Annotated in this window: 19 protein-coding genes; 7 read left to right on the forward strand and 12 right to left on the reverse strand. The window is 67.9% G+C overall.

Annotation, left to right across the window (positions count from 1 at the left end):
- Positions 1 to 56: 56 nt before the first annotated feature.
- The 5 genes from A6745_RS03360 to mnmC form a co-directional block, all read right to left on the reverse strand.
- Positions 57 to 854, reverse strand: a complete 798-nt coding sequence (locus tag A6745_RS03360) for a MetQ/NlpA family ABC transporter substrate-binding protein (protein ID WP_066123481.1) — start codon at positions 852 to 854, stop codon at positions 57 to 59.
- A gap of 41 nt (positions 855 to 895) precedes the next feature.
- Positions 896 to 1,549: a methionine ABC transporter permease gene (locus tag A6745_RS03365; protein ID WP_066123483.1), complete on the reverse strand. Its 654-nt coding sequence runs from the start codon at positions 1,547 to 1,549 to the stop codon at positions 896 to 898.
- Between the two features lie 210 nt (positions 1,550 to 1,759).
- On the reverse strand, positions 1,760 to 2,848 hold the full coding sequence (locus tag A6745_RS03370; protein WP_066123486.1) for a methionine ABC transporter ATP-binding protein: 1,089 nt from the start codon (positions 2,846 to 2,848) through the stop codon (positions 1,760 to 1,762).
- Positions 2,849 to 3,122: 274 nt separating this feature from the next.
- Positions 3,123 to 5,348, reverse strand: a complete 2,226-nt coding sequence (locus tag A6745_RS03375) for a glycoside hydrolase family 31 protein (RefSeq protein WP_066123489.1) — start codon at positions 5,346 to 5,348, stop codon at positions 3,123 to 3,125.
- Between the two features lie 214 nt (positions 5,349 to 5,562).
- The gene (gene mnmC, locus A6745_RS03380) at positions 5,563 to 7,428 is read right to left on the reverse strand and encodes an FAD-dependent 5-carboxymethylaminomethyl-2-thiouridine(34) oxidoreductase MnmC (RefSeq protein WP_066123492.1); all 1,866 of its coding nucleotides are present in this window, start codon (positions 7,426 to 7,428) and stop codon (positions 5,563 to 5,565) included.
- Between the two features lie 148 nt (positions 7,429 to 7,576).
- On the opposite strand from mnmC, the gene A6745_RS03385 reads away from it, so the two are divergent.
- A complete protein-coding gene (locus A6745_RS03385) occupies positions 7,577 to 8,467 on the forward strand; it encodes an inositol monophosphatase family protein (protein WP_066123495.1) in 891 nt (296 codons plus the stop codon).
- A gap of 55 nt (positions 8,468 to 8,522) precedes the next feature.
- On the opposite strand, the gene A6745_RS03390 is transcribed toward A6745_RS03385, so the two are convergent.
- Entirely contained in the window at positions 8,523 to 10,217 is a 1,695-nt protein-coding gene (locus tag A6745_RS03390) for an AMP-binding protein (protein WP_066123498.1), read from the reverse strand.
- A gap of 75 nt (positions 10,218 to 10,292) precedes the next feature.
- On the opposite strand from A6745_RS03390, the gene A6745_RS03395 reads away from it, so the two are divergent.
- A complete protein-coding gene (locus A6745_RS03395; protein WP_066123501.1) occupies positions 10,293 to 11,492 on the forward strand; it encodes a M20 aminoacylase family protein in 1,200 nt (399 codons plus the stop codon).
- 21 nt (positions 11,493 to 11,513) lie between these two features.
- On the opposite strand, the gene A6745_RS03400 is transcribed toward A6745_RS03395, so the two are convergent.
- The gene (locus tag A6745_RS03400) at positions 11,514 to 12,410 is read right to left on the reverse strand and encodes a LysR family transcriptional regulator (protein WP_066123503.1); all 897 of its coding nucleotides are present in this window, start codon (positions 12,408 to 12,410) and stop codon (positions 11,514 to 11,516) included.
- 127 nt (positions 12,411 to 12,537) lie between these two features.
- On the opposite strand from A6745_RS03400, the gene A6745_RS03405 reads away from it, so the two are divergent.
- From A6745_RS03405 to mgtE, 3 genes are all read left to right on the forward strand, one after another.
- Entirely contained in the window at positions 12,538 to 13,584 is a 1,047-nt protein-coding gene (locus A6745_RS03405; RefSeq protein WP_066123506.1) for a YeiH family protein, read from the forward strand.
- A gap of 122 nt (positions 13,585 to 13,706) precedes the next feature.
- Complete coding sequence (locus A6745_RS03410; RefSeq protein WP_066123511.1) at positions 13,707 to 14,117, forward strand: acyl-CoA thioesterase; 411 nt, start codon at positions 13,707 to 13,709, stop codon at positions 14,115 to 14,117.
- Positions 14,118 to 14,127: 10 nt separating this feature from the next.
- The gene (mgtE, locus tag A6745_RS03415; protein WP_066123513.1) at positions 14,128 to 15,597 is read left to right on the forward strand and encodes a magnesium transporter; all 1,470 of its coding nucleotides are present in this window, start codon (positions 14,128 to 14,130) and stop codon (positions 15,595 to 15,597) included.
- 123 nt (positions 15,598 to 15,720) lie between these two features.
- Here mgtE and A6745_RS03420 read toward each other — a convergent pair whose 3' ends face one another.
- Positions 15,721 to 16,341, reverse strand: coding sequence for a gamma-glutamylcyclotransferase (locus tag A6745_RS03420; protein WP_066123516.1), 621 nt, complete (start codon positions 16,339 to 16,341; stop codon positions 15,721 to 15,723).
- A 159-nt stretch (positions 16,342 to 16,500) separates the two neighbouring features.
- Complete coding sequence (locus A6745_RS03425; protein WP_066123517.1) at positions 16,501 to 16,959, reverse strand: Lrp/AsnC family transcriptional regulator; 459 nt, start codon at positions 16,957 to 16,959, stop codon at positions 16,501 to 16,503.
- A 356-nt stretch (positions 16,960 to 17,315) separates the two neighbouring features.
- Here A6745_RS03425 and A6745_RS03430 point away from each other — a divergent pair, with 356 nt between their 5' ends.
- A complete protein-coding gene (locus A6745_RS03430; RefSeq protein WP_066123519.1) occupies positions 17,316 to 17,843 on the forward strand; it encodes a cysteine dioxygenase family protein in 528 nt (175 codons plus the stop codon).
- Between the two features lies 1 nt (position 17,844).
- Here A6745_RS03430 and A6745_RS03435 read toward each other — a convergent pair whose 3' ends face one another.
- The 3 genes from A6745_RS03435 to A6745_RS03445 all read right to left on the reverse strand — a co-directional run bounded on the left by A6745_RS03435 (position 17,845) and on the right by A6745_RS03445 (position 22,485).
- Positions 17,845 to 18,564: a VOC family protein gene (locus A6745_RS03435; protein WP_066123521.1), complete on the reverse strand. Its 720-nt coding sequence runs from the start codon at positions 18,562 to 18,564 to the stop codon at positions 17,845 to 17,847.
- Between the two features lie 14 nt (positions 18,565 to 18,578).
- Positions 18,579 to 21,317 (reverse strand): preprotein translocase subunit SecA, encoded by a 2,739-nt coding sequence (gene secA / locus A6745_RS03440; protein ID WP_066123524.1) that lies wholly within the window; start codon positions 21,315 to 21,317, stop codon positions 18,579 to 18,581.
- Positions 21,318 to 21,489: 172 nt separating this feature from the next.
- Positions 21,490 to 22,485 (reverse strand): M23 family metallopeptidase, encoded by a 996-nt coding sequence (locus tag A6745_RS03445; protein WP_066123789.1) that lies wholly within the window; start codon positions 22,483 to 22,485, stop codon positions 21,490 to 21,492.
- A gap of 42 nt (positions 22,486 to 22,527) precedes the next feature.
- On the opposite strand from A6745_RS03445, the gene A6745_RS03450 reads away from it, so the two are divergent.
- Positions 22,528 to 23,019 carry a flagellar hook-length control protein FliK gene (locus A6745_RS03450; RefSeq protein ID WP_066123526.1) on the forward strand — a complete coding sequence of 164 codons (492 nt, stop codon included), beginning with the start codon at positions 22,528 to 22,530 and terminating at the stop codon, positions 23,017 to 23,019.
- Positions 23,020 to 23,110 lie beyond the last annotated feature (91 nt).

Here is a 23,110-nt window from a genome sequence, read left to right on the forward strand (position 1 = left end):
TTATGGCACATCGCAATGGCATTCGTCAACCAGGCTCGGGTAGCCGCGGGCCGAGGTTACCAGGCCGCGATCACCGCGCCCTTGAACTTGCTCTGGATGAAATCCTTGACGGGCTGGCTGTGATAGATGCTGACCAGCTTCTGCAGGTCGGCGCGGTCCTTGTTCTTCTCCTGCACCACCAGCACGTTGACGTAAGGCGAATCCGGCGATTCCGTCGCGATGGCGTCCTTGGTGGGATCCAGGCCGCCCTCCAGGGCGAAGTTGGTGTTGATCGCCGACGCATCGGTGTCCGCCAGGGAACGGGCCAACTGGGCCGCATCCAGTTCGATGAAGCGCAGCTTCTTGGGATTCTCGATCACGTCGATCGGGGTGGCCTTCAGGCCGGCGGCCGGGCTCACCTTGATCAGGCCCTTGGCCTGCAGCAGCAGCAGCGCGCGGCCCCCGTTGGTCGGGTCGTTGGGCAGGCCGAACCTGGCGCCCTGCGGCAGCGCGTCCAGGGTCTTGATCTTCTTGCTGTAGATGCCGATCGGGTAGATCACCGTCTTGCCGATGCTGACCAGCTTGAAGCCGCGGTCGGCGTTGGCGTTGTCCAGGTAGGGCTGGTGCTGGTAGCTGTTCATGTCCAGGTCGCCCGAGGCCAGCGCCATGTTGGGCTGCACGTAGTCGCTGAACTCGATGATCTGCACGTTCAGGCCCTGCTTGGCGGCCTCTTGCTTGACCACTTCGAAGATCTGGGCGTGCGGGCCCGCGGTGACGCCGACCTTGATCGGCTTGTCCTGCGCCAGCGCGGGCTGCGCGAAAGCGGCGACACCCAGGGCCACGGCGGCCAGGGACTTGATGAACGAGATACGCATGATGGAAAAATTCCGGACGGAAAAGAAGAAAGGAGCAGCTTTCAACGGTGCGACATGCGCCGCACCACCCAATCGCCCAGGCTCTGCACGGCCTGGACCAGGACAATCAACACGAGCACCACGGCCAGCATCACTTCGGGCAGGAAGCGCTGGTAGCCGTAGCGGATCCCCAGGTCGCCCAGGCCGCCGCCGCCGATGGCGCCAGCCATGGCCGAATAGCCGATCAGGCTGACCAGGGTGACGATGGCGCCGGCCACCAGGCCGGGCAGCGCCTCGGGCAGCAGCACCTTGCGGATGATCTGCAGGGGCGAGGCGCCCATGGCGCGCGCGGCGGTGATCAGGCCGGGATCGACTTCGCGCATGGCGTTCTCGGCGATACGCGCCATGAACGGAATGGCCGCCACCGACAGGGGCACGATGGCCGCGGTGGTGCCGATGGAGGTCTGGGCCACCCAGCGCGTGAACGGGATGATCGCCACCATCAGGATGACGAACGGCACCGAGCGCGTGGCGTTCACGATGAGGCCCAGCACGGCGTTCACGCCCAGGTTCTGCAGCATGGCGCCGCGCGCGGTGACGATCAGCGTGACGCCCAGCGGCACGCCCACCAGCACGGCGATGCCGCCGGATACGCCCACCATCAGCAGCGTTTCGAGCAGGGAAGTGATGAGCAGGTCGATCAGTTGCGGATTCATATTGCCCCCTTGGCGCTACGCGCCGTCCCCCCGAGGGGGAATTCGCCCTTGAGGCGGCTCTGCGGATTCATATTGCCCCCTTGGCGCTACGCGCCGTCCCCCCGAGGGGGAATTCGCCCTTGAGGCGGCTCTGCGGGCTCATGTTGCCCCCTTTGGCGCTACGCGCCGTCCCCCCGAGGGGGAATTCGCCCTTGAGGCGGCTCTGCGGGCTCATTCAACCACCTCCGTAGCACGCAGGCCCGACACGTCGGACTCGGTGGCGATTTCTTCGACTTGGATATTGCGGCGGGCCAGATCGGACAGCGCGCGTTGCATGGATTCGGGCTCCCCTTCGGCAAACACGAACAGCGTGCCCACCGCGACGCCCTGGATGTCTTCGACGCGGGCCTGCACCAGGCCCAGCGCCAGCCCATAGGCGCGCGTCAGGTCGGACAGCAGGGTATCGGCGCCGTTGCCGGTCAGTTGCAGGCGCAACAGGCGCACGGCCTGGCCGGGACGCGCGGTGGCGCGGTCGGCGATGCGCTGGCGCGAGGCGGCCAGCGTGGCGTCGGTCAGCTCGGAGGCCGTGGCGGCGGAGACCATGCCGCGAGTGACGTCGTGGCGCGGCGAGGCGAACACGTCCTGGGTACGGCCCACTTCGATGACGTGACCATCGGACAGCACGGCCACGCGGTCGCAGATCTCGCGCACCACTTCCATCTGGTGCGTGATCATCACGACGGTGACGCCGGTCTTGCGGTTGATGTCGCGCAGCAGCGCCAGGATGTTGTGCGTGGTTTCCGGGTCGAGCGCCGAGGTGGCCTCGTCGCTCAGCAGCACGTCCGGATCGTTGGCCAGCGCGCGCGCAATGCCCACGCGCTGCTTCTGCCCACCGCTGATCTGGCTGGGATAACGGTCGCGCAGATGCTCCAGGCCCACCAGCGCCAGCAGGCGCTCGACCCTGGCCGGAATCTGCGACGACGGCACGCCCGCGATCTCCAGCGGCAGGGCCACGTTGGCGTACACCGTGCGGCGCGACAGCAGGTTGAAGCCCTGGAACACCATGCCGATGCGGCGGCGCTGGTCGCGCAACTGCGATTCGGACAGGCCCGTCAACACCTGGCCGCCCAGCGTGATGCGGCCCCGGTCGGGACGCTCCAGCAGGTTGATGCACTGGACCAGCGTACTCTTGCCCGCCCCGCTGGGGCCGATGATGCCAAAGACCTCGCCCTGCTCGATGCGCAGGTCGATGCCTTTCAGCGCCTCGAACCGGCCGTGCGGCGTGGCGTACGTCTTGTACAAGTTTTCGATATGAATCATGGCGGAGAATTCTCTAACGCCGTCCTTCTGTTTAGAACGACTGTTTATTCCGTCTTTAATAACTTTTGGAAATATGAAATCGAGGCGTGCTGGTGTGTGGTGTCTTGCCGTGGGGCCGTTTGCACGGCAAAAGCCCGCTTGCACGGCGGCACGCCGCAGGCATCGGCACTTCCTGGGGAACGGGACACCGCGGCGGCGCGGAGGCCGGGAGGCCGGGCCGCCCGGGGGGGACCGGCCGGCCTCGGCAAAGGCACCGAAGCCGGCCAGCGAATGATCAACGTGCGCGGGAGATACGTACCTCGGCGCCGCGGCGCTTGACCTCGAGCCCTTCGGAAGGAAGGATGCGCAACCCCTCCAGGCCCTTGATGTAGCTGGAACCCTGCATCTGCATGACGCGGATCTTGTTGCGCATGACCACCGGGTTGTGCACCGGCATGCCGAACATCCAGACTTCGTCGAGGATGCGGGCCGAGTTGAACTCGCCGGCGTGCTGGGCCATCGGCCCCAGACAGAGCATGTGGCCTTCGCGGCCGAACACCGGGAACTGGTCCGGGGCGCAGGTCATGGTCCAGGTGGTGCCGCCTTCGTAGCGGTGGCCGGTGGCCAGGTCCCACCAGGCCTCGCCCTTGGGCAGGTACACGCGCGCCTCGCCGCCGGGCTGGGTGATGGGCGCCACCAGCAGGGCGGGGCCCAGCAGGTATTGCGTATCCCAGGCGTGGGCATCGCTGTCGTTGGGGAAGGACAACGCCATCGACCGTTGCACCGGCAGGCCGGTGCGCACCGAGTCTTCGACCGCGCCCAGCACGTACGGGATCAGGCGATAGCGCCAGTTCATCCAGGTGCGCACGTGGCCCAGCGTCTCTTCGCCGAAGGCCCACGGCATCAGGCCGGCGACTCCCTGGAAGGTGAAGTTGGCCGAGAACACCGACGCCGCCAGCCAGCGCACGTACAACTCGGCATCCATCGCGTCCAGCGGGGCGTCGATGTTGCCCAGGTTGTGGGTCTGCACCGGCACGCCGCAGGCGCCGATGGACAGCGCGGTGCGCAGGCTGTGTTCCAGGCCGGCCCAGTCATTGGTGACGCGCGGGCCCGCCTGCCAAGGCAGGCGCTGCGCGGCGGGGAACAGGTCGGTGCTGGGCACCACCCCTTCGGGCGGCACCTTGTGGCCCGCCACGGCGTCGAACAGCGCGCGGCGGACCAGCAGGGGATACATGGTGCGCAGGGCCGGACCGGTCTCGCCATTGCGGGCGCTGACGCCGTCGGGAATGGCCAGTTGCGCATCGCAGGCGGGCGCGTCCAGGCCATCGTCGACCAGTTGGCGATGGCGCTCGACCCAGAGGTTATAGGCGTCGCGGTAGGTGAGATCGAGCAGGCCGAACGGCTGGCCGCCCGTGGCGGGCACGCCGTCGAACACCTGCGCGCTGCCGTCCTCGCGGCTCAGCAGCCAGCCGCGGTCTTCCAGTTCCTCGAACAGCGGGCTGGCCTTCGGCACGCCGGGAAAACCGGTGCCGCTGACGTGCACGTTGTGCTTGTGGAACAGGGCCAGCATCTGGCGGGCGTCGGGGAAACGGCGCGCGTCCCATTCGAGCGCGGGCTTGTCCGACTGGAAACCCCAGGCCGCCGGCTGCGCCAGCGACACGACATCCAGCGGAATCTGGTGCTGGCGCATCTGCTCGACCAGCGTCACGGTCTGCGTGGGCATCTCGCCGGCGGCCTGTTGCAGCCAGGCGCCCATGGCCCACAGCACGGGCTGGCCGGCACGGCCGGTCAGCGCGGTGTATTGATTCAGGATCTCGCCGGGTTCTCCTGCGAACAGGAAGAGATCGAGCACGGAATCGTCGATGGTGAGCACATAGGCGCCATCGGCCGGCGCCACGCCCGGGGCGTGCTGCACGCGGCGCATGGTGTTGGCGTAGATGCCCCAGCCACGCGGGCTCCAGGCCAGCGGCAAGGCGCGGTGCTCGGGATCGTCGGATACGACCTCTTCGCCCCGGCGGTTCAGGTCTCCGGGGGTTTCGCCCAAGCCATAGACGCCCTCGTCGCCCTCGAGCGCGAAACCGACCGTCCAGGCGGCATGGTCGGGCTCGTCCAGGGCGTTGTGGCCAAAGGCGGGCGTGTGTTCGGAGACTTCGGACGACAGCACGGGCTGTTCGCCGCGGTAGAGCACGATACGGACCGGGTCGGTCAGCACCTCGATGGCGACGTCGCCCAGCGAGACGCGCCAGCCGTCGGCGCTGTCGCGGGGCGCGATCGTGGCCTCGCTGACGGCCTCCTGGCGGGCCAGCAGCATCTCGGCCACGGCGCGCGCGCGGGCGCTGGTCTTTTCATCGGTAAGCTGGCCGGGCTCGCCACAACGCAGGCGAAACACCCCCGGCGCATGAGCCTCGACCACCAGGTGCAGACCATCGCCCACGTCGAAATCGATACGGCTGGGACGAGACGTCAACAGCTCGACCGTATCGAGCGGATTGGTATGGGCAAAGTCGAACTTCGGCGGCACAGAGCATCCCCCGGCTTAGCGGTTTAAGCCAAAAATGCATCAAAAGACGCTATTTTGACGGATTTGTCGTTTGAAATAAACTCGGGCCCCTTTCGGCCTGCCAGGCGCCCCCGAACTTGGCCTGCGCCGGGCGCGCCGCGCACGCCGCAGCGACCACTCACTGTGCCTGTTCGACCGGCGCAAAGCCGCGCCAGCATTGGGCTTGCGGGCGATTTCAGCGCGGTGTCACCTGGCTGATCAGGTCTTTTTCCAGGGGCAGCGGTTCGCCGCACAACTGCGCGGCGATCAGGTCGCCGGCCAACGCGGACCAGCTCAATCCCCGCGAGGCATAGCCCGTGGCCACCCACAGGCCGGGTGCCCGCGGCACCGCCCCCACGGCCGGCAGCCGGCCCGGCAGGACCGCGCGCCAGCCCGCCCAGCCCGGCAAGGCGCCCGGCGCAAGGGGTTGCAACATCGCTGCTCCTTCGGCCAGCAGCCCCGCTGCCTTGGCCAGGTTGACGCGCTGGCCCGCCTCGCCCACCCGGGATTCGGTGGCGCCGTGCACATAGGTACTGCCGGCCACGCACCAGCCTTCAATGGCGGGCAGCAGATAACCCTCGCCCCCCACCACGCAGCGCGGCCCGCCGCCCAGCACCGGCGCGGGCAACAGGGTGACCTCGCCGGCCAGAGCATGCATCTGCGCCATGCGGGGCAGTGCTTCCAGCAGGCCATGGGCCTGCAGCAGCGCCGGCGTGCCGGCGGCATTGGCCAGCACCACCTGCGGCGCCTCGCCCAGCAGTCGGCCGTCCGCCGCCCTGGCCTGCCAGGCGTGCGCCGAACGCGTCAAGGCATCGACCTGCCCCGCCACGCGCACGATGCCGGCCGTGGCCAGCAGCGCCCCGATCAGCGGCCGTGGCCGCACCAGCATGCCGTCGCCAAAGAAAACCCCTCCCCGCGCGACCGGCATTCCCGCCAGGCGCGCCGCTTCGGCGGCGTCCACGGTGCGCACCCAGTCGTCGGGGAAGCCCAGGCCGGCGATCGTCTGCGCCAACGCGGCCGCGCGGCCCTCGTCCCGCTCCAGTTGCAGCGTGCCGCAACGCAGCGCCACCGCCTCGCCGTAAACGGCCCAGCGCCGCAGCGCGCGCTGGCTGCCCGCGCGCGACAGCCGCGCACGCGGGTTGTCGTCGCGGGCCACCACCGGCGTCAGCGCGGCCGCCGGATGCCCGGCATGCCCGCCCCCCGCACCGACGGGATCGATCACCGTCACCCGCCTGCCGCGCAAGGCCAGCGCCTGCGCCACGCCCGCCCCGGCCAGCCCCGCGCCGATCACCAGCACCGGCGCGCCGTCATCATCCGGCAGCGCCGGCCCGGCGCCCGCCTGCGGCAGGCGCCGGCCTTCGATGCGATGCCATTTGCCGCCGTAGCCGGGCTCGCGCCGCACGGCGAACCCCGCATCCGCCAACGCGCGGCGCACGTGCCCGGCGCTGGCCCACGAGGCCAGCGTGGCGTCGGGCGCGGCCAGGCGCGCCAGGCTGGCGAACAGCGCTGGCGTCCACATCTCCGGATTGCGATCCGGCGCGAAACCGTCCAGGAAGTAGGCATCGACGCGGGCCGCCAGGCGCGGCGCCATCACCGCCGCGGGGCCGAAACCCAAGGTCAGCGTGACCGCCCCGTCCTCGAACTCCAGCCGGTGCAGGCCGGGCAGCAGCGCGGGCCACTGATCCGCCAACTGCCCGGCCAACGCCTGCAAGGCGGCCGGGGCACGGCTGCGCAAGACCTGCCGCAGCACCTCGCGCTCGAAGGGATGGCCTTCGATGGACACCATGTGCAGCCGGGACGGCCGTTGCGGATCGTCGCGCCAGGCCTGCCACAGCGCCAGGAAATTCAGCCCCATGCCGAAACCGGTTTCGCACACCGTGAAGCGGCTGCGCCCCCGCCAGCGATCCGGCAGGCCGTTGCCGCGCAGGAACACCTCGTGCGCCTGGCCCAACGCGTCTTCGATGGGCGAGTGATACACGTCGCCATACAGCGCGCTGTAGAGCCTGCCGTCCTGATCCAGCGCGAACGCGGCGGGTTGCAGAGGGGTCGGTAAGGTGGACATGGGCGGGGTGGAAACGGCAACGGGCCGCCAAATTAACAGAAGACTGAATGATGACGGAGCGGCGGGCCGTTGGCGCGGCGCCACGGCCCCGCGCGCATTTATCCCTCATCCGGCACGACGCGCCGGACACGGGCTTACACTCGAAGGCATGCAGACCGCCGCCCCCCACCCCGCCGCCACGCCCATCGACCTGAGCGCCGCCATCGACACCGCCGTCAGCGCGGCGCATGCCGGCGCCGCGCTCCTGCAATCGTATGCCCACCATCGGGACGACCTGGTCATCGATCGCAAGGCGCGCAACGATCTGGTCTCGCAAGCCGACCGCGAGGCCGAGGAAGCCATCCTTGCGGTGCTGAGGGCCCGCACACCCGGCTTCGGCATCGTCGCCGAAGAGACCGGCGGCGCGGCATCGGGCCCCGCCACCTGGTACATCGATCCACTGGACGGCACCACCAATTTCCTGCATGGCATCCCGCACTACGCGGTATCGATCGCGCTGGTCGCGCATCCGGGCACCCGGCTCAAGCTGCCGGGCGACCAGGGCATCACGCAGGACACGCCCGTCATCGGCGTGGTCTACGATCCCTGCCGCGAAGAACTCTTCACCGCGGTATACGGCATCGGCTCATGGCTGAACGGCCGCCGCATCTCGTGCTCGCGCACGGCCACGCTGGACGACGCGGTGGTGGCCACCGGCTTCCCGTTCCGCGACTTCTCGTTCGCCGGGCAGTACATGCCCATGCTGCACGACGCCATCAACCACACGCGCGGCGTGCGCCGCATGGGCGCGGCCGCGCTCGACCTGGCCTGGACTGCCTGCGGCCGCTACGATGGCTACTGGGAAATGGGCCTGGCCCCGTGGGACGTGGCGGCGGGCACCGTCATCCTGCGCGAAGCGGGCGGCACCTGCACCGACATGCACCTGCGCGACCCGTGGCCCGTGGGCGGTCGCCTGGTGGCCGGCAATCCCAAGATCCATCAGGCGCTGCAGGACATGGTCACGCCGCACCTGGACGCCACGCCTGCCGCCTCCGCCTGAAACCGGGCCACGCCGACGCCGCCGGACGAGCCGCGGCGATCCGCGTGACCGGCCCTCATGCCGCGGCGGCCTGCTTCGGCTCTTCAGGCCGCAATTCGCGCCGCAGGATCTTGCCCACGTTGGTCTTGGGCAGTTCGTTGCGGAACTCGACATGGCGCGGGCGCTTGTAGCCCGTCAGCTTGTCCTGGCACCACTGCAACAATTCCTCTTCGGTCAGCGAGGCGTCGCGCCGCACCACGAAGGCCTTCACGGATTCGCCCGAGTGGCCGTCCGGAATGCCGACCACCGCGCACTCCAGCACGCCGGGGTGCGACGACAGCACCGCCTCGACCTCGTTCGGATAGACCTTGAAGCCCGACACCGAGATCATGTCCTTCTTGCGGTCGACGATGCGGGTGTAGCCCGCGCTGTCCATGATGCCGATGTCGCCCGTGCGGAAATAACCGTCCTGCGTCATTACCGCGCGCGTTTCCTCGGGCCTCTGCCAATAGCCCAGCATGACCTGCGGCCCGCGGATGCAGACTTCGCCGCGCTCGCCCAGCGGCACTTCCGCGCCCGCGTCGTCCAGGATGGCCACGTCGGTGGACGGCAGCGGCAAGCCGATCGAGCCGGTGTATTCGGTGGCATCGGTGCGGTTGACGGTCGCCACGGGCGAAGTCTCGGACAGGCCGTAGCCCTCGATCAACGGACGCCCCGTCAGCTTCAGCCAACGCTCGGCCACCGAAGGCTGCACGGCCATGCCGCCGCCCAGCGTCAGGCGCAGGCCCGAGAAATCGAGCGTGGCGAAATCCGGGTTGTTGGCCAGCGCGTTGAACAGGGTGTTGACGCCCGGAAACACGTTGACCGGCACCTTGCGCCAGGCCTGGATCAGCGCGGGCTGGTCGCGCGGATTGATGATCAGCAGGTTGCGCATGCCGGCATGCATGCCGAACAGCCCGCAGACCATCATGGCGAACACGTGATACAGCGGCAGGGCGCTGATGATGGTGAGCGGCGGGCCGGACAGGTCGCCCAGCGCGGGCCGTGCCACTTCCTGCACCTGCAGCACGTTGCTGACCAGGTTGCCGTGCGACAGCATGGCGCCCTTGGGCGTGCCGGTGGTGCCGCCCGTGTATTGCAGCACCGCCAGGTCGCTCATGCCGAGCGTGACGGGCGTGTAGGTCTCGCGCGCGCCCTCCACCAGCACTTGCGGCAGGCGCATGGCCCCGTCGATGTGCCACGCCGGAATCATCCGCTTGACGTAGCGCGCCGCGAAGTTGATCAGCGGCGCCTTCAGGCCGCCCAGCAGGTCGCCAGGCGCGGCAATGATCACGTGGCGCAGCGAACCGCGGTCGCGCACGTTCTGCAGCGTGTGCGCGAAGTTCTCGAAGATCACGATGACTTCGGCGCCGCTGTCGCGCAACTGATGGCCCAGTTCGTCGGGCTTGTACAGGGGATTGACGTTGACCACCACCATGCCGGCCCGCAAGGCGCCCAGCATGGCGACGAGGTAGGCCGGCACGTTGGGCATCATCAACGCGATGCGCGCGCCACGCCCCAGGCCCAGCGATTGCAGCCAGGCGGCGAACGCGCGGGCGTGCGCGTCGATCTCTGCGTAACGGATGTCGCTGCCCATCGACGTGCAGGCGATACGGTCGGCATGGCGCCGGCAGGCCTGGTCCAACAGATCGGTGAGCGAGGTGTAGCCCTTCAGGGAAACTTCCGCGGAAACCCCTTCCGGGTAATGGGCGAGCCAGGGACGTGACAACATGATGTTTTGCCTCCGTTCTTGTAGGGTTTTGATTGATGATACCCTTGAGTCGGCCTTCTACTCCATGAGTCCATCATGAACCTGCTAGACCCCATCGTGACCTGGCAACGGGATCTCGCCATGTTGCGCCGCGACATCCACGCCCACCCCGAACTGTCATTCGAAGAGTTCCGCACGGCCGACCTGGTGGCGGCCAAATTGCAGGAATGGGGCATCGAGATCGACCGCGGCCTGGGAGGCACCGGCGTGGTGGGCATCATCCGCGGCAACCAGCCCGGCCAGGGCACGGTGGGCCTGCGCGCCGACATGGATGCGCTGCCCATGCAAGAGGTCAATACCTTCGAACACGCCAGCCGGCACGCGGGCAAGATGCACGCGTGCGGCCACGACGGCCATACCGCCATGCTGATGGGCGCCGCGCGATACCTGTCCCAATACCGGGATTTCGCGGGCACCGTATACGTGATTTTCCAGCCTGCCGAAGAGGGCGGCGGCGGCGCCAAGCGCATGATCGACGACGGGCTGTTCCAGCGCTTTCCGATGGAAGCCGTGTTCGGCATGCACAACTGGCCCGGCGTGCCGGCCGGCCACTTCGGCCTGACGTCCGGCCCCATCATGGCCTCGTCCAACGAGTTCCGCATCGTCATCCACGGCAAGGGCGCGCATGGCGGCATGCCGCACCTGGGCGTCGACCCGGTGATGGCGGCGGTGCAACTGGCGCAATCGCTGCAGACCATCATCACGCGCAACCGCGATCCGCAGGATGCGGCCGTGCTCAGCATCACGCAGATCCACACCGGCAGCGCCGACAACGTGGTGCCCGACGTGGCCGAGATGCGCGGCACGGTGCGCACCTTCACGCTCGAAACGCTCGACCTGATCGAACGCCGCATGCGCGAGATCGCGCAGCACACCTGCGCCGCGCTCGACTGCACGATGGAATTCCAGTTCGACCGCAACTATCCGCCGACGATCAACCATCCGGCGGAATCGGCATTCTGCGCCGAGGTCATCCGCGACATCGTCGGCGCCGAGAACGTCAACGACCACGTCACGCCCACCATGGGCGCCGAAGACTTCGCCTTCATGCTGCAGGAACGGCCGGGCTGCTACGTGTGGATCGGCAACGGCGACGGCTCGCACCGCACCATCGGCCACGGCATGGGACCCTGCATGCTGCACAACGGCAGCTACGATTTCAACGACGAAGTGCTGCCGCTGGGCGCCACGTACTGGGTGCAACTGGCCACGCGCTGGCTGGCGCGCGAGCGGTGAGCGGCCGCACACGCGGCGCCCTCACCCCCCACCGTCCTTCTCGTCGAACGCCAGGCAGCTGTCCAGGAACCGCCGGGCGGCGCGCGCGGCGGTGTCCGCGTGCGGCACCAGGATGCTCAGGCGACGGGTGAGCGCGCGCGGCGACACGCGCACCACGGCCAGCGAGCCGTCTTCGTGGCGCATCGACATCGCCGATACGAAACCCACGCCCAGGCCGGCGCGCACGGCCTGCTTCACGCCCTCGACCCCGGCCAGCTCCAGCGCGGCCTCGGGATTGAGATCCGCGGCCGCGAAGGCCCGCTCCACCAACTGGCGCACCCCGGACCCGGGCTCGCGCATCACCAGCGGCCAGGCGGCCAGGTCGGGCAGCGTGGCGGCGGCTTGCCTTGCCAACGCGTGATCCGCGCGCACCACGGCCACCACCTCGTCCTCGCGCCATGCATGCACGGCGGTGCCTTCCGACAGGCCCGCCGGTACGTCGCCCTCGATGAACGCCAGATCCAGTTCGGGCAGGCGCTCGACGATCTGCCGGGTATTGCCGTCGGACAGGTGCAGGCCCACGGCGGGAAAGCGCTGGTGAAAACGCGCCACCAGTCCGGGCAAGAGATAGCTGGCGGGCGTGGTGCTCGCCCCCAGCCGCAGCACGCCCGCATCCAGGCCCCGCCAGGCATCGCGCTCGGCCTGGGCCCGCAGGTAGATCTGCCGCAGCAGCCGGGCCTGTTCGGCCAGCCGCTCGCCGGCGGCCGTCAGCGCGATGCCATGGCCCTGGCGGCGGTACAGCGGCTCGCCGAACCAGTCCTGCAGGGCGCGCAACTGGCCCGAGACGGCGGGCTGCGACAGGTGCAGCAGGCCGGCGGCGCGGCTGATGTTGCCGGTGTCGGCCACGCAGGCGAAGGTAAGCAACTGGTCTGGCGTCATGGCAGAAATGACAGAAAGCGACGATATCGGGATTTCAGATATTAGCTATCTGGAATAACCATTTTTCAGATAATAGCGCGGACTTTAATATTTCAATAAGTAATTTGGATATAAGCAGAACCAGCACATGGACGCCTCGCTCCCCCTCCCCACTCCCACCCCCTGGCGCGACAAACTCAACGGCGTGCTGTTCGTTGCGTTGATGGCGGGTGCCGTCGTGCAATTGGCCAGCCTGCCCGCCATCCGCAGCCTGGGCTTCTCGCCGCTGGTCGTCGGGATCGTCTGTGGCATGTTGTACGGCAACTTCCTGCGCGGCACCATGCCCGCCGAGTGGGGCGTGGGCGTGAACTTCACCGCGCGGCGCCTGTTGCGCATCGCCGTCGCGTTCTACGGCCTGAACATCAGCATCCAGCAGATCATGGCCGTCGGCCTGCCGGGCCTGGCCGTGTCGGTGGCCGTGGTGCTGAGCACGCTGGCGATCGGCGCCTTCGTGGGCCAGCGGCTGCTGGGCCTGGACCGCGACACCGCCATACTGACCTCGGCCGGCAGCGCCATCTGCGGCGCCGCCGCCGTGCTGGCCTTCGAGCCCACCCTGCGCGCCGCCCCGCACAAAAGCGCCGTGGCCGTGGCCACCGTGGTGCTGTTCGGCACCCTGTCCATGTTCCTGTACCCGGTGTTCTATCACGCCGGCTGGCTGCAGTTCGACACCCAGGCGCTGGGCATCTACATCGGCGGCACCGTGCATGAAGTCGCGCAGGTCGTGGGCGCCGCCAGCAACATCGATCCGGCCACCACCGAAGTCGCCACCATCGTGAAGATGACCCGCGTGGCGCTGCTGGTGCCCGTGCTGCTGGCGCTGGGCCTGTGGCTGCGAAGCCGCGCCGCCGGCCGCGAGGCCGACGGTCAGCGCCAGGGCAAGCTGCCCATCCCCTGGTTCGCCGTGGGCTTCCTGGTGCTGGCCATCGTCAACTCGCTGGACGTGCTGCCTCCCGACGCCGTCACCGCGATCCGCAAGCTCGACGTGTTCGCCCTGACCATGGCCATGACGGCGCTGGGCATCGAGACCCGCTTCGCGCAGATCCGCAAGGCCGGCCCCCGTGTGCTGGCGCTGGGGGCGGTGCTGTATGCCTGGCTGCTGTTCGGCGGCTACGCCATCGTCAAGATGGCGGTCTGAACGGCGCCCATTTCGAGCTGACGGCAAACCGACAGATCCTGTAAGAAACGCGGTGTGCACTGCCGCACCGCGTTCACGTTTTTCCTGCATAATCGACCGGTTCCCGCTCCGGAGCCGGCCGCATGACCTCCCCCGCAAAACACTCCCTGATCCGGCTGCCGGAAGGCCGTGATCCCGTTCTACGCGTCATGCCCATGCCGGCCGACGCCAACATCCATGGCGACGTCTTCGGTGGCTGGATCATGGCCCAGGTCGACATCGCCGGGTCCATCCCCGCGGCGCGGCGCGCCGCCGGCCGGGTCGCCACCGTGGCCGTCAATGCCTTCCAGTTCAAGCAGCCCGTCTTCGTCGGCGACCTGCTCAGTTTCTACGCTTCCATCGTGAAGACCGGGTCCACTTCCATCACCGTGTCGGTCGAGGTCTACGCCGAACGCCAGCGCCTGGACGCCGAGGTCGTCAAGGTGACCGAGGCCACCCTCACCTACGTGGCCACCGACGAAGCCCGCCGCAGCCGCCCCCTGCCCACGATCTGAAGCAACCAGCATGACCGAAACCGTCGCGCAGAAACCGGCCGCCGCGCCTCGCCGGCTCGACCCCGAGGACGCCCAGCACGCCCTGGCCGCGGTGCAGGAATGCCTGCGCCGCCAGATGCTGGTCGAGCACCTGGTGCATCGCCAGGAGCAAGGCGACGCCAAGGCCACGCTGGTCGAAGACCTGGTGCATCGCCAGCACACCGCCGAACTGAAGGCCCTGGTCGATGACCTGCACCCTGCGGACATCGCGTTCATCCTCGAATCGCTGCCCAAGGAAGAACGCCAGCTGGTGTGGAACCTGGTCAGCTCCGAGCACGACGCGGACGTGCTGCTCGAAGTCGAGGACTGGGTCCGGGAATCGCTGATCGAGGCGATGGACCGGCAGGACCTGGTCAAGGCCACCGGCAACATGGATGCCGACGAGCTGGCCGACCTGGCGCCCGACCTGCCGCCCGACGTGGTGGCCGAGGTGCAGAAGGGCCTGACCGAGGAAGAGCGCGCGCAACTGCTCGAGGCCATGGGCTACCCCGAGGACAGCGTCGGCGCCATCATGGACTTCGAGATGGTCCGGGTGCGCGAAGACGTCACGCTCGAAGTCGTGCTGCGCTACCTGCGCCGCCTGCACGAGCTGCCCGACCATACCGACCAGATCTTCGTGGTCGACCGCCAGGACAAGCTGCAGGGCGTGCTGCCGATCTCGGTGCTGCTGGTCACCGACCCCGAGTCCGAAGTGCTTGGCGTGATGAACACCGATTTCCTCACGCTGAACCCGCTGGACTCCGATGCGGACGCCGCCGGCGCCTTCGAGCGCTACGACCTGGTGTCGGCCCCCGTGATCGACGACCAGGGCCGCCTCATCGGCCGCGTCACCATCGCCGACGTCGTGGACGTGATGCGCGAAGACTCGCAGGAACAGGCCCTGTCGCGCGCCGGCCTGCAGGAAGAGGACATCTTCGCCCCCATGTTCAGCGCGCTGCGCAACCGCGCGCCCTGGCTGTTGTTCAACATCTGTACCGCGGCCACGGCCTCGTTCGTGGCCTCGCAATTCGAGGACACCGTCAGCCACATCGTGGTGCTGGCCTTCCTGATGTCCATCGTCGCCGGCATCGGCGGCAACTCGGGCAACCAGACCATGACGATGATCATCCGTGCCCTGGCCATGGGCCGCATCACCGGCCGCAACCTGTGGCCGCTGGTCAAGCGCGAAATGACCATCACCCTGATGGTCGGCCTGTGCGGCAGCCTGATGGCCGCGCTGTTCGCCTGGATCATCTCGCGCTCGTTCGCGGTGGCCTTCGTGATGATGGCGGCCATGATCTGCAACATGCTGGTGGGCGCCGGCATCGGCGTGCTGGTGCCCATGCTGCGCGCGCGCTTCGGCCGCGACCCCGCCATCGGCTCATCGGTGCTGCTCACCTTCGCCACCGATTCGCTGGGGTTCTTCATCTTCCTGGGATTGGCGACGGTGTTCCTGCTGTAGAAGCCGCGGGGGCCGGCCAAGCCTGCAAATATAGAGGGCGCCTGCGATTTGAACCGCCCCCCAAGAGGCTGGACAGTTTAAAAGCCCAGACGGCCAAGGCCTGGGCGGGGTATTGCACCGGGCTCAGGCGGCCGCCGGCTGCAGCGCGCCACCCAGCTTGCGCACCAGTTCACCCAGCCGTCCATCGTCGATGCCGCAGGCGCGCAGCGCCCGTTCGGTTTCGATGACGTAATCCAGGCAGGCGCCCGACTGCCCCACGGCGCGGCGCACCGACGCCATCAGATGGTCCTCGCTGATCTCGCCCGCATAGTGGCTGCATCCGCGGTTGAGCAGGAACACCAGCCCGCGCACCTGGCCAGCCTCGGTCGAACAGGCCAGCCAGCGCGGCACATAGGCGCCGTTGGGCATTTCGCGCTGCCATAGCGTATGGAAAACGGCGATGACGTCGGCTGCCGCCACGCGGAAGGCCACGCCCCGGCAGCAACCGCCACGGTCCAGGCCGAAGACCAGGCCCGGCGCGTCCGGGGAGCCTCGATGGTCATGCGACCACAGGCACAGGGAGCGGTGATAGCCGCGCACGGTGGCCAGGCGCCGCTCCTGCCAGGCGAAACCCGGTCGCCAGATCAGCGATCCGTAGCCGAAGACCCAGATGTCGTCGATACCGTTCCAATCCGCCAGCAGCGCCTCGACCGACGACGACGCGCATGCTGTGCCGCTGCGTGCGGCTGCCACTTCCGACGACATGATCCTGCCTGGACCTCATACCCGAAAAGAATGTCGATAATGCTACGCCTGTCGACGGAGAAAAAGATTGCGGGATGAGCCCCTGTGGCGCGGACCCGACGCAAGACAAGCGCGGCGGACCCGGCCGATCGGGAAAATTTTTCCTGGCGGCAGGCCTGCTCAGGCGATGTTCAGCGGCAACTCGGTGGTGCTCTTGATGACTTCCATCGAAAAGCTGGCGCTGACGTCCAGCAGGTCCACCGTCTCGATCAGGCGCCGGTAGAAACGGTCGTACGCAGCCATGTCCTCGACCACGACCTTGAGCAGGTAGTCGATGTCCCCCGCCATGCGGTGGAATTCGACCACGTTGGGCAGGGACGTCACGGCGCCGACCAGGCTCTGCGTCCACTTGGCGTTGTGCTGGCTGGTCTTGATCGTGACGAACACGGTCAGGTTCAGCCCCAGCGACTTGGGATCGAGCAGCACGGTATGCCGGGCGATGACGCCATCGTCCTTCAGCTTCTGGATACGGCGCCAGCACGGCGTGACGGAGAGGTTCACTTGCTCGGCGATGTCCGCGACCGAGCAGGTGGCGTCCTTCTGCAGCAATCTGAGTATTTTTAGATCCGTCTGGTCCACAGTTCTTTCCTTGATAGGCAACGCCCGAAATGCGCCGGCGGAATGGCGGCGACGGCCCTGCCGCATGACTGCGGTCCGTGCGGGCGTCATCTTGCCCTTTCCATGAATCCGCGTCCACCGGGCGCTTGACCGGCCGCTGCCGCGCCATGCCGTGCCGATCCGCGCCCGCCGGCACGCAACTGGCGTGATTCAAACACGTTCCGCGGGCCAAAAGCGCGGAAGCAGGCCAGGAGAGGAAATTTTTTCCAATCCCGGACCACATCGCCCCGGATTACGCAAAGCCATTCCGGCCCGAGGGGCATAGCATGGAAGACACCCGGCGGCGTCCCGCCCCCCTCTTGCCTTCGATCTCTTCCATGTCCTTGTCCGCCACCCCTGCTGCGCTGCAAGCCCTGTGCGCCTCGGTCGAGTCTGCCCAGCGCAACGCCGCGCAGGCGTTGCTGCGCGAGCTGAATGCCAGCGTGGCGGATGCCGGTGTCGAGGCGCTGGCCGGCCTGCCCGAAGCCCTGCGCCAAGGTTGTCCTGAACGCTACGCGCGCCATGTCGCCTATGCCGATCCGCACGGCAGTTTCACCATCGCGTATCTGATCTGGCGCCCCGGGCAGTTCAGCCCCGTGCATGGCCACAAGACCTGGTGCACGTACCGCGTGCTGCAAGGCGATCTGTCGGAAACGCATTACCGTTGGGATCCCGCCAGCCGGCAGGCCCAGGCCTGTGGCCAGGCGGTACGTCACGCAGGCGACATCGTGACGGCGTCACCGGGCCTGCAACAGATCCATCGCCTGGGCAACGCCAGCGACGACGTCGCGATATCCCTGCATATCTACGGCGTGGCCGAGGCGGACATCGCCAGCGGCGTGAACCATCTGGTGCAGGCCGCCTGACTTACAGGCCGGTATCCAGCGTGTAATGCGCGCCGCTGCGGTTGGCCAGCGTCAGCGTGGACAACGCCGGCGTGACGGCGGCAACATCCCGCGCCACGTGCATCTTGAGATTGCCCAGTTGCAGATCCCAGCCGCCAGCGGCCTGTTCCGCCGGCACGTCCACCACCTGGGCCAACCGCCTGGCCACTTGTTCGGCCTGCGCCGCGCGGGCATCGATGCGATGGATGGCCTGCGCGCCGTTGGGATGGTCCATCAGGGACGGCACCCACACGCACTCCGGCGTGAGATGCCGGCAGAAATACATGCGGATGCCGGGAATCGGCTGCTGCGCGAAACGCACCGTGTGGAACCGCGCCTGCACGGTTTCGCCATCGACCTGGGCCGCGCGCGTGAGCTCCTGGACCGGATTGACGGCGAAGCCCGCCGCCAGCAGCCGCTGATAGGTGGCCTCGGCGTCGTAGGTGCGGAATACCAGGGCCTCGAGCCCGAACGGCGAGTCGGCGATTTCCTTGCGCGCGGGCGGCGCGCCGGGCGGCCAGCCCAGCAGCTCGATGTAGGTGCCTTCCAGCGCGATCAGCCGGTTGCAGGACCCCAGGTTGTGGACCGAGGTCTCGCTGAGCAGGAATCCCTGGCGCTCGTAGTGCGGCGCCAGTTCCCGCAGGCGGTCGCGCACCATGATGACGGCATGATCGAACTCGGTTCGTCCCACGGCGTGCAGCATGGCGGCTTCTCCTGTCAGGTCAGTTGACCATGGCACTGCTTGTACTTCTTGCCGCTGCCGCACGGGCACGGATCGTTGCGGCCCACCTTCGGCACGACGTTGCGAGCGGGCGCCGCGGCGGCCGGCGCATCGGCGTTGGCATTGGCCAGCGCCTCATCGTAGTCGGAGTGGTGGTACTGCACGTTCTGCATGTGCGAAGGCTCGGCCTCGGCGGCCTGCTCGACCTGTTCGGGCGACTGCACCCGCACGGTCATCAGCACACGGACCACGTCGGAACGGATGCGGTCGAGCATGCCCGAGAACAGCTCGAAGGCCTCGCGCTTGTATTCCTGCTTGGGATTCTTCTGCGCATAGCCGCGCAGATGGATGCCCTGGCGCAGGTAATCCAGCGACGACAGGTGTTCACGCCAGTGCGTGTCGATCGACTGCAGCATGATCGAACGTTCGAACTGGCCCCAGGATTCGGCGCCCACCAGCGCGACCTTGCCGGCATACGCGGCGCGCGCGGCCTCGATCACGCGCGCCAGCAGTTCCTCGTCGGTCAGGTTGGGTTCCTTCTCGACCATGTCCAGCAGCGGCAGCTCGAGATTCCAGTCGCCCGCCAGCGCCTGCTGCAGGCCGGCCACGTCCCACTGCTCCTCGACCGACTCGGGCGGGATGAACGAGCGGAACAGTTCGGTCGCGGCGCCGTCGATCAGGCTTTCGACCGTGGAACCGATGTTCGAGGCTTCGAGCACCTCGTTGCGCTGGCTGTACAGCACCTTGCGCTGGTCGTTGGAGACGTCGTCGTACTCGAGCAACTGCTTGCGGATGTCGAAGTTGCGGCCTTCGACCTTGCGCTGCGCGGTCTCGATGGAGCGCGTCACCATGCCTGCCTCGATGGGCTCGCCCTCGGGCAGCTTCAGGCGCTCCATGATGCCGCGCACCCGGTCGCCCGCGAAGATGCGCATCAGCGAGTCTTCCAGCGACAGGTAGAAGCGCGACGAACCCGGATCGCCCTGGCGGCCGGCACGGCCACGCAGCTGGTTGTCGATACGGCGCGATTCATGGCGCTCGGTGCCGATGATACGCAGGCCGCCGGCGGCCTTGACCTGCTCGTTCAGCGGCTTCCAGTCGTCGCGAACCTTGGCGATACGGGCTTCGCGCTCGGCCTCGGACAGGGATTCGTCGGCGCGGATCAGCGCCACCTGCTTGTCGACGCTGCCGCCCAGCACGATGTCGGTGCCGCGGCCCGCCATATTGGTGGCGATGGTGATGTGGCCGGGCTTGCCGGCCTCGGCCACGATCTCGGCCTCGCGGGCATGCTGCTTGGCGTTCAGCACCTCATGGGGCAGGCGCGCCTTGTTCAGCAGGCCGGCCAGCAGTTCCGAGTTCTCGATGCTGGTGGTGCCCACCAGCACGGGCTGGCCGCGCTGATGGCAGTCGCGGATGTCTTCGAGGATGGCGTTGTACTTCTCTTGCGCCGTCTTGAAGACCTGATCGTTCTGATCCTTGCGGATCATGGGACGGTTGGTCGGGATCAGCATCGTTTCCAGGCTGTAGATTTCCTGGAATTCGTAGGCTTCGGTATCGGCCGTGCCCGTCATGCCCGACAGCTTGTCGTACATGCGGAAGTAGTTCTGGAAGGTGATCGAGGCCAGCGTCTGGTTCTCGTGCTGGATGCGCACGCCTTCCTTGGCTTCGACGGCCTGGTGCAGGCCATCGGACCAGCGGCGGCCCACCATCAGGCGGCCGGTGAATTCGTCGACGATGATGACTTCGCCGTCCTGCACCACGTACTGCTGGTCGCGGAAGAACAGCGTGTGGGCGCGCAGGGCCACCATCATGTGGTGCATCAGCGCGATGTGGCGCGGATCGTACAGCGACTCGCCCGGAGGCAGCAGGCCCACGCGCGACAGGATTTCCTCGGCATGGACGTGCCCGGCCTCGGACATGTGCACCTGCTGGCTTTTCTCGTCGACCCAGTAGTCGCCTTCGGGCTCGGGCTCGTGCGGCTTGGGTTCGGAAGCCATGCGCGTCAGCAGCGGCGGCACCGTGTTCATGCGGATGTACAGCTCGGTGTGGTCTTCCGCCTGGCCCGAGATGATCAGCGGGGTGCGGGCCTCGTCGATCAGGATCGAGTCGACTTCGTCGACGATGGCGTACGACAGGCCGCGCTGGCGGCGATCTTCCGCGCGGTACTCCATGTTGTCGCGCAGATAGTCGAAACCGAACTCGTTGTTGGTGCCGTAGGTGATGTCGGCCTTGTAGGCCGCGATCTTCTCTTCGTTGGCCTGCTGCGGCACGACCACGCCGGTGGTCAGGCCCAGGAAGCCGTACAGGCGCCCCATGCTTTCGGCGTCGCGGCGGGCCAGGTAGTCGTTGACCGTGACCACGTGCACGCCGCGGCCGGACAGCGCGTTCAGGTACACGGGCAGCGTGGCCATCAGCGTCTTGCCTTCGCCCGTGCGCATTTCGGCGATCTTGCCGTTGTGCAGCGCGATGCCGCCCAGCAACTGGACGTCGAAGTGGCGCATGCCGAACACGCGCTTGCCCGCCTCGCGCACCACGGCGAAAGCCTCGGGCAGCAGGTCGTCCAGCGAGGTCCCCTGCTGGACGCGGCTACGGAACTCCTGTGTCTTGCCGGCGAGTTCTTCGTCGGAGAGCGCAGAGATCTTCGGCTCCAGGCCGTTGATCTGGTTGACCAGCTTGCGGTACTGCTTGAGCAGCCGGTCGTTGCGGCTGCCTATGAGTTTTTTGAGCAGAGAAACCATGCTTGTCGTCGTCGGCACGGACGGCGGCCGCGCCAAGGGCACTGGCCGACGCCTCATGTCTTGTATGAGCGTGCGGTTGAGCGGGACGGACCCCGCCGGGAAACGATCGAGTGTAACGCACCTGGGTGTTGATGACCTGCAACAAACCAGCCCAGGCACGGCTGTGCGCGCCTCAGCGCGTGGCGGGCGGGGCGGTGGACGAGGCCGAACCGGAAGCGGTGGCTTGTGCGACGGACGGCGGGGCCACGCGGGGTGCGCCCAGGAACAGGCGCGGATCGAGGGGTTGGCCAGCCAGCCGCACCTCGAAGTGCAGATGCGAGCCGGTGGACCGGCCGGTGGAACCGACGCGGGCCACTTCCTGGCCGCGTTCGACCAGGTCGCCCTGCTTGACCGTCAGGCTGGAAGCATGGGCATAACGGGTGATCAGGCCATCGCCATGGTCGATCTCGACCATGTTGCCGTAGCCCTGTTGGAAACTGGCCTCTAGCACGACACCCCCCGCCGCGGCCAGGATGGGCGTGCCGGTGGGCGCGGCGAAATCCAGGCCCTCGTGCATCGCATAGCGCCCGGTGAAGGGATCGGTGCGCCAGCCATAGGAGGAACTGAGATAGGGGAAGTCGACGACCGGCGAGGTGGTCGGCAGGCGGGCCTGGTCGGCCGAGCGGCGGGTGAGCGCCACGTCCAGCATGCGCAGCGTGTCCGACTGCTGCGTCATGCGTTCCTGCAGTTCATCCAGTTGGCGCCCCAGGGCCTCGGCCGATTCGACGTTGGGCGGCTGGCGGTCGGTGAACAGTTCATCCATGACCTCGGAGGCCTGGGGATGGGCGGGAATCGCGGGTGCCACGGCCAGTTCGGGATCGGTATACGCCACGCCGGCCACTTCGGCCACGCGCTTGCCCATGCCGTCGATGCTGGCCAGGCGGGCCTGCAGCGTGCCGACCTTGGCGGCCAGCATGTTGACGGTGTCGCGCAGGAACGCGGCTTCGCGTTCGGGATGCGGCGTGCCGGCGTAGTCGGGCATGCCGCCCGAGGTGACCGTGGACTGCGCCAGGTAGCGTTGCAGGGAGGCCCCGAAGACCGCCGCGGCGACCAGCAGCACACCCAGGATGGCGGCCAGACGGACGCCTTCCAGGATGAGATGCCCGTTGTGTTCGCCCCGGGCGTGCATAATCACGATCTTCAAGGTGTGTATCCTGTAATTCGAGCCGGCATGGTCAGACCTGCCTCACCCCCTTCGCGTTCCCGGCCCAGCCGCCGCTCTGGCGAAACCGCCCTGGGCTGGCTGGGTTCGGACACCCGCGGCGCTGGCGTACTGGCCACGGCGCGCGTGCACCTGCAGATCCAGCATGCCGTGGCGGCGATTCTGCCGCCCGGCCTGGGCGCGGTGTGCGTGGTCGCCAAGATGGAAAGCCAGCGCCTGTACCTGGCCGTTCCCGGCCCGGCGCATGCCGCCAAGCTGCGTCAGCTGGCGCCGCGCATCGCGCAGACACTGTCCGCACAAGGCTGGAACCTTAACGAAATAAACGTGAAGGTTCAAGCCGGGATGCCCCGTCCTGGGGCAAAAGCGCCCCGCCCGCCCAAGCTGGCACAGCCGCTGGCCGGGTCAGCCCTGGAGGCTTTCGAGCAACTGGGACAGAACGTGCGCCCCGGGCCGCTGGCCGACGCCATCGCCCGACTGCTGCGGCATCACAAGGAAAAATAGCGCGGCCGCCGGTAACGGAAGTACCGGGCCTTTTGCCATGCCGCGTATGAAAAGCGTTGCGCGGGACGCCGCGCAAGAGTCAATGCAGGCC

It is taken from the genome of Bordetella ansorpii, from assembly GCF_900078705.1.
In the GTDB taxonomy this organism is placed as follows: domain Bacteria; phylum Pseudomonadota; class Gammaproteobacteria; order Burkholderiales; family Burkholderiaceae_B; genus Bordetella; species Bordetella ansorpii_A.

Bases quoted from the DNA above. Each gene is read 5' to 3' on its own strand.
- A6745_RS03360 (WP_066123481.1), bottom strand. From the start codon at position 854: ATGCGTATCTCGTTCATCAAGTCCCTGGCCGCCGTGGCCCTGGGTGTC.
- A6745_RS03365 (WP_066123483.1), bottom strand. From the start codon at position 1,549: ATGAATCCGCAACTGATCGACCTGCTCATCACTTCCCTGCTCGAAACG.
- A6745_RS03370 (WP_066123486.1), bottom strand. From the start codon at position 2,848: ATGATTCATATCGAAAACTTGTACAAGACGTACGCCACGCCGCACGGC.
- mnmC (WP_066123492.1), bottom strand. From the start codon at position 7,428: ATGTCCACCTTACCGACCCCTCTGCAACCCGCCGCGTTCGCGCTGGAT.
- A6745_RS03385 (WP_066123495.1), top strand. From the start codon at position 7,577: ATGCAGACCGCCGCCCCCCACCCCGCCGCCACGCCCATCGACCTGAGC.
- A6745_RS03390 (WP_066123498.1), bottom strand. From the start codon at position 10,217: ATGTTGTCACGTCCCTGGCTCGCCCATTACCCGGAAGGGGTTTCCGCG.
- A6745_RS03395 (WP_066123501.1), top strand. From the start codon at position 10,293: ATGAACCTGCTAGACCCCATCGTGACCTGGCAACGGGATCTCGCCATG.
- A6745_RS03400 (WP_066123503.1), bottom strand. From the start codon at position 12,410: ATGACGCCAGACCAGTTGCTTACCTTCGCCTGCGTGGCCGACACCGGC.
- A6745_RS03405 (WP_066123506.1), top strand. From the start codon at position 12,538: ATGGACGCCTCGCTCCCCCTCCCCACTCCCACCCCCTGGCGCGACAAA.
- A6745_RS03410 (WP_066123511.1), top strand. From the start codon at position 13,707: ATGACCTCCCCCGCAAAACACTCCCTGATCCGGCTGCCGGAAGGCCGT.
- mgtE (WP_066123513.1), top strand. From the start codon at position 14,128: ATGACCGAAACCGTCGCGCAGAAACCGGCCGCCGCGCCTCGCCGGCTC.
- A6745_RS03420 (WP_066123516.1), bottom strand. From the start codon at position 16,341: ATGTCGTCGGAAGTGGCAGCCGCACGCAGCGGCACAGCATGCGCGTCG.
- A6745_RS03430 (WP_066123519.1), top strand. From the start codon at position 17,316: ATGTCCTTGTCCGCCACCCCTGCTGCGCTGCAAGCCCTGTGCGCCTCG.
- A6745_RS03435 (WP_066123521.1), bottom strand. From the start codon at position 18,564: ATGCTGCACGCCGTGGGACGAACCGAGTTCGATCATGCCGTCATCATG.
- secA (WP_066123524.1), bottom strand. From the start codon at position 21,317: ATGGTTTCTCTGCTCAAAAAACTCATAGGCAGCCGCAACGACCGGCTG.
- A6745_RS03445 (WP_066123789.1), bottom strand. From the start codon at position 22,485: ATGCACGCCCGGGGCGAACACAACGGGCATCTCATCCTGGAAGGCGTC.
- A6745_RS03450 (WP_066123526.1), top strand. From the start codon at position 22,528: ATGGTCAGACCTGCCTCACCCCCTTCGCGTTCCCGGCCCAGCCGCCGC.